The 11,839-nt window shown below is 40.9% G+C and carries 12 protein-coding genes and 5 tRNA genes; all 17 read right to left on the reverse strand.

Features of this window, described 5'->3' with window-relative positions; translation table 11 throughout:
- Window positions 1-23: 23 nt before the first annotated feature.
- Window positions 24-530 carry a 50S ribosomal protein L10 gene (gene rplJ / locus F936_RS04245; RefSeq protein ID WP_003654502.1) on the reverse strand — a complete coding sequence of 169 codons (507 nt, stop codon included), beginning with the start codon at window positions 528-530 and terminating at the stop codon, window positions 24-26.
- 315 nt (window positions 531-845) lie between these two features.
- Window positions 846-1,541, reverse strand: a complete 696-nt coding sequence (rplA, locus tag F936_RS04250; protein WP_003654501.1) for a 50S ribosomal protein L1 — start codon at window positions 1,539-1,541, stop codon at window positions 846-848.
- Window positions 1,542-1,544: 3 nt separating this feature from the next.
- Window positions 1,545-1,973, reverse strand: a complete 429-nt coding sequence (rplK, locus tag F936_RS04255) for a 50S ribosomal protein L11 (RefSeq protein WP_003654500.1) — start codon at window positions 1,971-1,973, stop codon at window positions 1,545-1,547.
- A 109-nt stretch (window positions 1,974-2,082) separates the two neighbouring features.
- Window positions 2,083-2,616, reverse strand: coding sequence for a transcription termination/antitermination protein NusG (gene nusG / locus F936_RS04260; protein WP_003654499.1), 534 nt, complete (start codon window positions 2,614-2,616; stop codon window positions 2,083-2,085).
- A 7-nt stretch (window positions 2,617-2,623) separates the two neighbouring features.
- On the reverse strand, window positions 2,624-3,064 hold the full coding sequence (secE, locus tag F936_RS04265) for a preprotein translocase subunit SecE (RefSeq protein ID WP_004640737.1): 441 nt from the start codon (window positions 3,062-3,064) through the stop codon (window positions 2,624-2,626).
- A gap of 75 nt (window positions 3,065-3,139) precedes the next feature.
- Window positions 3,140-3,215, reverse strand: a tRNA-Trp gene (locus tag F936_RS04270).
- A gap of 60 nt (window positions 3,216-3,275) precedes the next feature.
- The gene (tuf, locus tag F936_RS04275; protein WP_004640736.1) at window positions 3,276-4,466 is read right to left on the reverse strand and encodes an elongation factor Tu; all 1,191 of its coding nucleotides are present in this window, start codon (window positions 4,464-4,466) and stop codon (window positions 3,276-3,278) included.
- 146 nt (window positions 4,467-4,612) lie between these two features.
- Window positions 4,613-4,687 (reverse strand) — tRNA-Thr (locus F936_RS04280).
- 13 nt (window positions 4,688-4,700) lie between these two features.
- A tRNA-Gly gene (locus F936_RS04285) sits at window positions 4,701-4,776 on the reverse strand.
- A 37-nt stretch (window positions 4,777-4,813) separates the two neighbouring features.
- Window positions 4,814-4,897, reverse strand: a tRNA-Tyr gene (locus F936_RS04290).
- Window positions 4,898-4,950: 53 nt separating this feature from the next.
- A tRNA-Thr gene (locus tag F936_RS04295) sits at window positions 4,951-5,026 on the reverse strand.
- A gap of 98 nt (window positions 5,027-5,124) precedes the next feature.
- Window positions 5,125-6,618, reverse strand: a complete 1,494-nt coding sequence (trpE, locus tag F936_RS04300; protein WP_005045175.1) for an anthranilate synthase component I — start codon at window positions 6,616-6,618, stop codon at window positions 5,125-5,127.
- 109 nt (window positions 6,619-6,727) lie between these two features.
- Window positions 6,728-7,396, reverse strand: coding sequence for a phosphoglycolate phosphatase (locus tag F936_RS04305; RefSeq protein WP_005045178.1), 669 nt, complete (start codon window positions 7,394-7,396; stop codon window positions 6,728-6,730).
- A 65-nt stretch (window positions 7,397-7,461) separates the two neighbouring features.
- Complete coding sequence (locus F936_RS04310) at window positions 7,462-8,091, reverse strand: FHA domain-containing protein (protein ID WP_005045180.1); 630 nt, start codon at window positions 8,089-8,091, stop codon at window positions 7,462-7,464.
- A gap of 230 nt (window positions 8,092-8,321) precedes the next feature.
- Window positions 8,322-8,651: a hypothetical protein gene (locus F936_RS04315; RefSeq protein WP_005045182.1), complete on the reverse strand. Its 330-nt coding sequence runs from the start codon at window positions 8,649-8,651 to the stop codon at window positions 8,322-8,324.
- 138 nt (window positions 8,652-8,789) lie between these two features.
- Window positions 8,790-10,961: a type II secretion system secretin GspD gene (gene gspD, locus F936_RS04320; protein WP_005045184.1), complete on the reverse strand. Its 2,172-nt coding sequence runs from the start codon at window positions 10,959-10,961 to the stop codon at window positions 8,790-8,792.
- A 41-nt stretch (window positions 10,962-11,002) separates the two neighbouring features.
- A complete protein-coding gene (locus F936_RS04325) occupies window positions 11,003-11,839 on the reverse strand; it encodes a type II secretion system protein N (protein WP_005045186.1) in 837 nt (278 codons plus the stop codon).

An 11,839-nucleotide genomic window follows, 5' to 3' on the forward strand; every position in this document is an offset into this window, starting at 1 on the left:
ATGGTGTGGAAGTAGATTTAAGCTTAAGCAGCTTCTGACTCGTTTTTCTCTTGAAGCGCTGTAAGTAAGCGACCCAATTTCGAAATAGGAGCTTGAAGAACAGATGCGAGCATAGTAAGCGCTTTTTCTTGGTTTGGAAGGTTTGCGATAACGCTAACTTCAGCACCTTGATAAAGTTTGCCGTCAAATGCAGCAGCTTTTAATTCAAATGCTTTATTAGTTTTAGCAAATTCTTCAAACAAGCGTGCAGCTGCACCCATATCGTCTTCAGAAGTTGAGAATGCTAAGATTGTTGGGCCAACAAGGTTGTCATTCAAGACTGCAAATTGCGTATCTTGAAGAGCACGTTTAGCCAAAGTATTACGTACAACGCGTGTAGCAACACCTAGTTTACGAGCTTCAACACGAAGAGCAGTTAATTGCTCAACAGTTAAACCTTGATAGTCAGCAACAACGGCAGCGAACGCTGTAGAAGCAGTTTGAGCCACTTCAGCAACGATCTGTTTTTTGCTTTCAATAAGAAGAGCCATTGTAAAACCTCCTAACGGTGATTTATGTACTCAAAAAAGTACACTCCCAATTCGCAAGTCAACAAAGATTTGACTTACACGCGGAGGAGGAATAAATCACACCACCGCGTCTACGCAGGCTGGGCTATTAAGAAGATATTCAAAAGAAGTCTCTTCGCCTGTGGTCTTTGACGCTGATAAATTTACATTTATCAATTCAAAGTCCGCCTGATGAGTGAGGAAACAAAGCATTACTTTGAATGAGTATAAAAAATCTATGATTTTTTATACTCTGCCCTCAATCAGGACTTTAAAATTCTTGACCAAGTTTTAAACTTAGTTAGAAACGTTGCTTACATCAACAGTAAGACCAGGACCCATAGTTGAGCTCAAAGTGATCTTTTTGATGTATACACCTTTAGAAGTTGCAGGTTTTAACTTTTTCAAGTCAGCAACTAAGGTTTCAACGTTTTGACGGATAGCAGCAGCATCAAAGCCTAACTGACCGATCGCAGCATGGATAATACCCGCTTTGTCTACACGGTAACGAGCCTGACCAGATTTAGCGTTTTTAACAGCATTCGCTACATCAGGAGTTACAGTACCAACTTTAGGGTTTGGCATTAAACCACGTGGACCAAGGATTGTACCGAGCTTACCAACAACACGCATAGCGTCAGGAGCAGCGATTACAACATCAAAGTTAAGGTTTCCACCTTGGATGCTTTCAGCAAGGTCATCAAAACCCACGATGTCTGCGCCAGCTTCTTTAGCAGCTTCTGCTTGCGCGCCTTGAGCAAATACCGCCACACGTACAGTTTTACCAGTACCAGCAGGTAATGTAGTCGCACCACGAACAACCTGATCAGATTTACGCGGGTCTACACCAAGGTTTACAGCTACATCTAAAGATTCTTTGAACTTCGCAGCAGGTAAGCTGTTAAGAACTTGAACCGCTTCTTCCAAAGTGTAAACTTTGTTTGCTTCAACAGCAGCAGCAATGGCTTTTTGACGTTTAGTTAACTTTGCCATGTCTTATAGCTCCACTTCCAAGCCCATAGAACGTGCAGAACCAGCGATGGTACGTACACGTGCGTCTAAATCAGCACCAGTTAAATCCGGTTCTTTAGTAGTCGCAATTTCTTCCAACTGAGCACGAGTCAACTTACCAACTTTAGTTTTGTTTGGTACAGGTGAACCTTTTTGGATACCAGCAGCTTTCTTAAGAAGAATAGAAGCTGGTGGAGTTTTCATGATGAATGTGAACGACTTGTCGTTGTACACAGTAATCACTACAGGAATTGGAAGACCTTGTTCAACTTTTTGTGTAGCAGCATTGAATTCTTTACAGAATGCCATGATGTTTACACCACGTTGACCTAATGCAGGACCAATTGGTGGAGATGGATTTGCTTTACCAGCTGGAACTTGCAGCTTGATATAGCCGTCAATCTTCTTAGCCATTTTAAAATACCTCTGGGTACAAACGCCGCTAGGCTCCCCAATGTTTACGCTACACTTTTATTACAACAACAATGCCCGATAAAATCGGGCGTTTTTCAACCAATTAAGATTAAATCGTTTTTTCGACTTGGCGAAATTCGAGTTCAACCTGAGTTGGTCGATTAAATACGTTAATCGTCAACGTTAAACGTGACTTCTCGTATTGAACTTCTTCCACAACACCTTTAAAGTCTGTGAATGGACCGTCAATAACAAGTAATTCTTCGCCTGGCTCAAACATCGTCTTAGGACGTGGTGCTTCACCAGTATTACGTACACGCGCAAGAATCGCATCCGCTTCACGCTGAGTGATTGGTGCTGGTTTTTCAGGTGTACCACCGATAAAGCCTAGAACCTTTGGACATTCTTTAACGATATGCCAAGTATCATCATTCATTTCCATTTCAACTAACACATAGCCAGGAAAGAATTTGCGCTCAGATTTACGTTTCTTACCATCCTTCATTTCTACCACTTCTTCGGTAGGAACAAGGACATCACCAAAGCTATCAGCAACAGCGCTACGCTGGATTCGTTCTGTAAGTGAACGTAACACTTGTTTTTCATAGCCAGAGTAGGCATGAATAATGTACCAACGTTTCATAGCTCTTTTACCCGATAATCAACTTAATTAACCAACCCAAACCATAGTCAAAGCACCATAAAACCAATGATGCAACAACTACAACCAATAGAACCTGCCACGATGTGGTGACTGTTTCTTGTTTTGTTGGCCAAGTTACTCGACGCAATTCGACTCGTGCATCTTTTAGCAAACGAACGAAGCCTTTACCTTGATGGGTGGCGTATAATAAACCTAAAGCCACAACGATACAAGCAAAAATTGCCCCAACGCGCACCCAAATATTGTTTGCAGGTGCCCAATGCGCTGGTAAATACTGATTCGCCATAACAGCTAAAACCAATAATGCAATCGCAATCACCCATAGAACAATATCTAGAGGCGAACCAGAACGAACAACTTCAGCAGAATTATTTCTTTGAGGAATTGGCGCGTCGCTCAATGCGTCACGCGATTTATCATTCGACATTTTTGTACTCGTCGTAGAACTCGCGACTTATTATATGAACAACTAAGCCAGCATCAAGCTTTTTATTTCAAAATATGGCAGGCCAGGAGGGACTCGAACCCCCAACATTCGGTTTTGGAGACCGACGCTCTACCAATTGAACTACTGACCTATAATGCAAGTTGAGAGCCAAAGCCCTCAACCTGAGACGTAATCCGTCACTATATTATGCTTATGCAGTTACTTTCGCAACAACACCAGCACCTACAGTACGACCACCTTCACGGATCGCAAAACGTAGACCTGGGTCCATTGCGATTGGGTGGATTAATTCTACTGACATTTCAACGTTGTCGCCTGGCATAACCATTTCAACGCCGTCTTGTAATTGGATTGCGCCAGTTACGTCAGTTGTACGGAAGTAGAACTGTGGACGGTAACCGTTAAGGAATGGAGTATGACGACCACCTTCTTCTTTAGAAAGTACGTATACTTCTGCATCGAATTTAGTGTGCGGCTTGATTGTACCTGGTTTAGCAAGTACTTGACCACGTTGTACGTCTTCACGCTTAGTACCACGTAGAAGAACACCACAGTTCTCGCCTGCACGACCTTCGTCAAGCAATTTACGGAACATTTCTACGCCAGTAACTGTAGTTGTTTGAGTATCACGGATACCAACAATTTCAACTGATTCGCCTACTTTCACGATACCAGCTTCTACACGACCAGTTACTACTGTACCACGGCCAGAGATAGAGAATACGTCTTCGATTGGCATTAAGAATGCTTTGTCGATAGCACGTTCTGGTTCTGGAATGTAAGAGTCAAGCGCTTCAACAAGAGCAAGAACTGAAGGCTCACCATATTGACCAGCATCGCCTTCCAACGCTTTAAGCGCAGAACCACGGATAACTGGAGTATCATCACCTGGGAAGTCATAAGTAGAAAGAAGTTCACGAACTTCCATTTCTACTAATTCAAGTAATTCTTCATCATCAACAAGGTCACACTTGTTCAAGAATACGATGATGTAAGGTACACCAACCTGACGAGAAAGAAGGATGTGTTCACGAGTTTGTGGCATTGGACCATCAGTCGCAGCACATACAAGGATCGCGCCGTCCATCTGAGCAGCACCAGTAATCATGTTTTTAACATAATCGGCGTGGCCCGGGCAGTCTACGTGAGCGTAGTGACGGATTGGAGAATCGTATTCTACGTGTGAAGTATTAATTGTAATACCACGTGCTTTTTCTTCAGGTGCTGAGTCGATTTGTGAGTAATCTTTCGCTTCACCGCCGTAAGTTTTTGCACAAATAGTTGCAATCGCAGCAGTTAAAGTTGTTTTACCATGGTCAACGTGACCGATTGTGCCCACGTTTACGTGTGGCTTATTACGTTCAAACTTAGCCTTAGCCATGTTTATAGTCCTCGTTTACGTCGAACACAATTCTGAGTAAGACCCAGCATCGACATATCGCCTAAAAAATCAAACACCCAATACTTGAAAAGCAGACTAATAAGCCTGCTTTTTAAATCTTTGTAGAAAACCTACTAAACTGTATCTGGAGCTCTTATCGAGATTTGAACTCGAGACCTCTCCCTTACCAAGGGAGTGCTCTACCACTGAGCTATAAGAGCGATTATCCTTCGATGGAGCGGGAGACGAGGGTCGAACTCGCGACATGCAGCTTGGAAGGCTGCCGCTCTACCAACTGAGCTACTCCCGCACGATGCTGGTATACTTAGCACTTCAATCGAAGTTAATGGTGGTGAGAGAAGGATTCGAACCTTCGAAACTTTCGTAGCGGAGTTACAGTCCGCCCCCTTTGACCGCTCGGGAATCTCACCACTTCACACTTATTTCAGTGTTATTCTTCACTTAACAACTTCACACTTTTAGATGGTGCCGGCACACGGATTCGAACTGTGGACCTACTGATTACAAGTCAGTTGCTCTACCAACTGAGCTATGCCGGCGCTTCTTAGTGTTTCGTACGTTTCGTATCGGAACGGTGTGCAGTTTAGCAAAACTTCCAAACGATGCAAGTGGTTTTTTTAAAAAAATCGCTAAAAACTCATAAAATCAATCCGTTTGATGATAATTCAACCGCTTTGATCACTGCGCGAGCTTTTATTTGTGTTTCATTCCATTCTGATTCAGGATTTGAGTCTGCAACCAGCCCTGCTCCAGCCTGCACATACACCTTTTTATCACGGATAACACACGTACGGATTGCAATCGACATGTCCATTTCACCATGCCAACCTAAATACCCCACTGCCCCGCCGAAAACGCCTCGCTTAACAGGCTCAACTTCATCAATGATTTCCATTGCACGAATTTTCGGTGCGCCAGATAGAGTACCTGCTGGAAAGGTTGCCTTAAATACATCTAAGGCATCGATATCATCACGAACTTCACCTTGCACATTTGAAACAATGTGCATGACATGCGAATAGCGCTCAATCACCATTTGATCAGTAACTTTAACCTTACCAATTTTAGAAACTCGACCAACATCATTTCGACCAAGGTCAATCAACATTAAATGCTCTGCTATTTCTTTTTCATCAGAAAGTAAATCTTTTTCTAAAGCGATGTCTTCTTCTTTAGTTTTTCCACGCGGTCTTGTACCTGCAAGCGGACGAACTGTCGCAATACCATTTTCCAGACGAGAAAGAATTTCTGGTGATGATCCTACAATATGGAATGGTTTGTTATCTGTAATTGTTTGACCCTGCACCAAAAACAAATATGGTGAAGGGTTTAAATGACGTAAAGCACGGTAAACTTGCAAAGCCTCACCATCAAAGTCCGAAACCATACGCTGGCCCGGAACAACCTGCATAACATCGCCCGCTCTAATGTATTCTTTTACCTTCTCAATTGTTTCAAGGAACTTAGCCTTACCCGTAATCGATTCAAAATGAGGCGGTGTATGCGGCTTAGCTTGCAAACTCACTGGTGTAGCTAATAACTGCTCTAATTGATCTAACTTTTGCTGAGCATCTTCATAAGCATCTGGCTGCGTTGTATCAGCATGGATAATTAAAAACAAAGTATCTTTAAGGTTATCGAAAACAATGACTGTCTTTGATAGCATCAACCACAAGTCTGGTAAAGCAATTGGATCAGCAGCAGGTACATTCTTTAAGCGCGGCTCAATATAACGAACTGCATCATAGCCCAAATAACCAACTAGCCCGCCAGTAAAACTTGGTAATGCTGGCAGAAGCTCAGCTGGTGGCACTGTAAATTGCTTCTGAAATTCACGAATATATTGAAATGGATCTAGGCAATCTTCTTGTGTGATCGAACCATCAGCATGCTGTATAGACAAGACCCCTGCATTACATGAAAAAACTGTCGATTCGCCTAAACCGATCATGGAGTAGCGCGCCCAGTTTTCACCACCTTCGACAGACTCAAATAAATAAGCTTGTTTTTGGTCCTTAAAACGAGCAAAAACAGATAAAGGTGTTTCCGTATCTGCCAAACGCTGGCGATAAACTGGAATCGTGTTGTAACCTGATGCCTTAAGTTGTTCAAATTGCGCTAATGTAGTCATGAATTTTTCTCTAATATGGTTTCGATTTAAAACGGTGTTTTTCTAGTTTCGATTTAGACACGCCATCGAAAAACCATACGCTTATTCATGCTGATCTCCATTTCACTCATTAGATAATTAACTCAGCCAAACTATCAACTACTTGCTGAGGTTGGCAATCATAGATATTTTCTCCATGATTATAGCCATAGCTAACCACAATACAATCAATTCCCGCGCGGCGTGCAGCCTCAATATCATTACTTGAATCGCCAATCATTAGCGAGTGCGAAGCAGATATCTTTAAACTTTGCATACAATGCAACAAAGGTAATGGATGTGGTTTTCTCTCTGGCAAGCTATCACCACCCAGTACAACTTGAAAATAAGAAGAAAGTTCCAATGCATCCAGCAATCCTTGGGCAAGTTGCACAGGCTTATTGGTAACACATGCCATATGTATATTCAAAGTTTTACAATGCTTTAAAAACTCAGTTACTCCAGGATAAATTTGAGTATTTACACAAAGCTCTGCACCGTATACATCTACAAATTTTTGTAATAAAACTTTATGTTGTTCGGTGTCTAATTTTCCAAATATATGAAGCAAAACACTTTCACAAAGTTTTGAAGCTCCTTTACCCACCCATTCTCGTATTTGTGCTTCAGTTACCAATGGCCAACTTAGCGCGTCTAAACTTAAATTCATGGATCGATATAAATCAGCTGCAGAGTCAACTAACGTTCCATCTAGGTCAAATAAAATTAAATCGCGCTTATTTAGTTGTGCAACAGACATCTTCTTATACTCAAAATTAAAAAGGCATGCGTTTAGCATGCCTTGATTGTAAAAGCACCAATGGATTATTTAAAGAACAACCATGCCAATAAAGCTAAGATTACTAAAATAATAATAGTGATTAAACCAACTGAAGCATTCTTCTGCTGCTCTTTTTCTTCAGCAACACGAGAAACAGGCTCATCAAAAGCAACAGGTGTCTGTTGTGTTTGTACATTAACATCTACACCTTCTGGGATCGGTGCAGGTTTTGGAATAGAGATATTCTGTGGCATCCCATCGCGACTGACTTCTATTTCAGCAGCGCGCTCTGTAAGGCTTGGCATACCTTGATCGCTTAAATCTTGAGATGGAGCCGTATTTACAGGTTCTGCTTCAATTTCAGGCAAATCCTCTATTTCCTGCACAGGCGCTAATACAGAAAATTTAAAGCTAGCAAATTGAACAATATCACCATCATGCAGCTGTTTTTCTTGCTCAATACGAATATCGTTTATGAATGTGCCATTCGATGAATTAAGGTCTTGTACCCATAGCAATTGATCTTTTAAAAGCAATGCAGCGTGGCGACGTGAAATTTCAGCAGCTTGTAACAACACATCAGCATCTTGATGGCGCCCTACCAACATATCACGATCAATACTAATTTCTTGGCCAGTAATTTCGCCAGTAACTGCTTGTAATTTCCAAGTCATAACCCTATCCCACTACCATCATATTTTATGTAATGATAGCAACATTATCACGAAACCACATATAACAATAAAAAGGATAAATTGTTATTTATACTAAAAATAATTTTAAATTAATAACTTATATGTCTAACACTAACTTTTAAACATATCTAAAATAAGAAACAAGCTGCCTAAACAGCTCGCTTCTTAAATAATTTCTCACAACCAATGAAACTACAAATATACTTAAATTATAATTTCGTATAACTTACTATTTTATAGCCTGCATTAAATCTGTAGGGATAATCTTGGATTGAGCCACACCCCAACAAGGCTTTCTCATTTCCAACAATGTCTATCTGTTGAGTCCATTTCACTGTCTGGTTCTTTGCATTTACATATGATATTTCATAAACAACCCTATATGGAATATTGTCCAAGTTAAGAACATAGACCACATTTCCAGCAAAACAACCACTGGTAGTTGGAGATAAAAATCCACTTGTAATAATGGGTGCGGCATAAGAGCTGCTAGCGAGTAAAAACATAATTATTCCCGCAATATAAGATTTTTGTTTCATTTTTTCATACCTATTATAAAGTTTTCAATTTGGTTTAAAATCATAAAAAGCTATTGATTAATAAAAGTTATAAGTATTAATGAATTACATCTCCTTCAATAATTAATAATTCACTTGATTAAAATATAATATTAACATCTATTTTCTCAAATTTGGAGCAGTGGATGACATAGGAATATTACTTGATGGAACTTGATTGTAGCTTTTTGGTTGAGTTGCAATACTTGGCGGTGTCATCTTTTGATTATAGACATCATCAACCTGTTCAGGCAGTTTGGCAAAATTGCCATTTTGATCCATCGCTAATTGTAAGGTGTAAAGTTGATTATAGCGCTGCTGAGACAAACGGCGCACATCATTCGCATCACCAACAATCGTTGGATGAATAAAGACGAGAAGATTACGTTTTACATTGCTTCGAGTATCCGAGCGGAATAACCTACCTAGGTATGGAATACTGCTTAACCCAGGAATACCTTGACGGTTAAATTCAACATCATCCGACACTAAACCACCCAAGACTACTGTCTGTCCATGCTCAGCCAATACAGCTGTTTTTATAGCACGTTTGTTTGTAATCAAATCGGCAGCCTGCCCCTTACTCGCCTGAACATTTGAAACTTCTTGTTCAATTTCAAGTCGAACTGTGCCATTTTCACCTATGTGAGGTATAACTTTTAATGTGACCCCGACATCTTTACGTTCAACAGTTGTGTATGGATTGATACCTGTACTGTTTGTAGTGACCGACCCTGTTACAAATGGAACGTTCTGACCTACAACAATATAAGCTTCTTCATTGTCCATCGTTACAATAGAAGGAGTAGACAATAAATTAGATGCTGTATTCTCTTTTAGAGCTTGAATTAAAGCTCCATAAAGTTGGCGAGAACCATCTGCACCCTCTTTATATTTCCCTAGTGCTATTGAACTACCTGCTCCAATTGCACTTCCCAAACCAGAAGCACCACCTGTTAAATAACCAGCTGCCAGTGAAGCTAGACTTGAACCTGCATTCGTAAAATTAATTAAACCGATACCACTATTAATATCACCAAGTGCCCATTGCACCCCTAATTGATCGGCATCTTTACCCGAAACTTCAATAATGGCAGCTTCAATTAAAACTTGTTGACGACGAATATCAAGCTGCTGGATGGCAGATTCAATTTCACGCATTAATTGTGGATCAGCCTTAACCACTAACGAGTTTTGGGCATTATCCGCGATAATGCTCACACCATTTTGGCTAAAGCTAGAGATACTGTTCTGATTGTTGTTATTTGAATTACCATTTAGGTTAATAGATGGAGTAGAAATTGAGCTACCATTTGAACCAGATGTATTTGAGCTGGAATTCTGGTTATTACCCATTAAATTATTAATCGGATTCGACGAGTTAGAAGAACCATTATTACTATTTGACGAAGAAACAGCCTGCCCCGTTACAAGGCCTTGTAAAATCTCTGATAAATTTTTTGCACTTGCATATTTCAGTCGGAAAACTTTTAAGCCGCCTAAACGGTCTGCCGAAGGCACATCCAGCATCTCAATCATGTGGCGAATGCGCTTACGTGTTTCAGGATCACCCTTTACCAAAATACGATTCGTTCGGTTGTCTGCAATAATACGAATACGTGCACCACTAAAATCTTTCGAAGCTCCCGTTGCACTCATCGCCTCAAGTTGAGTAATGATTTCTTCTGCCTGACTCGATTGCAAGTTAATGGCTTCAATATCATTTTGCCCCGTACCATCAAGGTTACGAATGATATTTTCAAGTTGGTAGATATTCGCAGCCCGGTCCGAAACAATCAGCGCATTAGTGCCTGCTATCGCAGCCATATGTGCAAATTGAGGCATTAAAGGGCGAAGTGCTGGAATTAAGTCATTTGGATTGGTATTTTCAAGCCAAATCACTCGAGTGACGATTTGATCACCACGCAGTCTATTTCTAGAATCGTAAGGAATTCCCGAATTTTTAACATTGCTATCCGGCACCAGTTTAATGGTGTTCCCAGAAGGAATTGCCACCACCCCATTTACATTTAAGACCCCAAGAAACAGATCATAAACTTCATCTTTATTGAGGGGTTTATTCGATATTACTGTGACATTGCCACGTACTCGCGGATCTACTGCAAAGTTTTTCCCCGTGATGTCCGCAACTTCATTAATAAATGCAGTTAAGTCAGCATCACGTAAATTGATCTTCCATGTCTGGGCATAGACGCTGCTGCTCACTGTCGCAATCAATGGGGCTGCTGCAAGTAATGCCCAAAGTGGACGTTGATGATTCAATAAAGCCATAACTTGCGATAATTCCTAACTCTTATGGTGACGTGTTATCACTAAAAATTTTGTTGTATGGTCATCACTTGATCACCACGTTTTATTTCTATTTTCACTTGCCCAGCTCGACGAGCTTGTTCAAGTAACTGCACATCCGTTTGTCCTTGCCCAACCGTTTGACCATTTAAAGAAACAATCCGGTCACCCGGCCTTAAACCTAACTTATTTCGAAGTGCAGTGGGTGTACGTTCTGTAACTTCAAAACCTTCACTTGAGTTACCGCTTACACCCATATCACGTAGATATTGTTCACGGTTCCCTTGCATTTGCTGAATAGCCTGTCCCAGCGCTTCTTGAGTCGTATTAACAGGTGCCGATGGTTGAGACGCTGTAGCAGTTGGTTGTGAGGCATCTGGCGTCATGGGCTGATATAAACCGTTTGGCAAACCTTTGAACTGAAGTTCACGAGTACTGCCATTACCTTGACGCAATATAACGTGATCCCAATAAACTTCTGCCAACTGATAAGATGTAGAGCCTATTGTTTCCCCCACCCGATATCGGTCAGCAGTATTATCAAGCTTAATCACCGCTGAGGAAAAACGGTTCGGATAGCCCACCATCACACCCTGCAATTCTAGGTTGACATTTTCCTGAGCTGCATTGGCTGAAGGTTCATTAAAAATCGAAAAAGTACTAATGTTAGGAATTTGCGGCTGCTGTGATCCCAACTCTACCCGATCGAATTGCATCATTTGGGGAGGTGCAATGACCCACCAAAATAATGAAGCTAATTTCCAACACAGCCATAAAATTAAAAAGGCAAATACGATAACACTTAAGCGATCTAATTTTTGCCATTGTAGTTGCTGTAATTTTTCAATCCATACTTTCAT

Source organism: Acinetobacter calcoaceticus DSM 30006 = CIP 81.8, from assembly GCF_000368965.1.
Taxonomy (GTDB): domain Bacteria; phylum Pseudomonadota; class Gammaproteobacteria; order Pseudomonadales; family Moraxellaceae; genus Acinetobacter; species Acinetobacter calcoaceticus.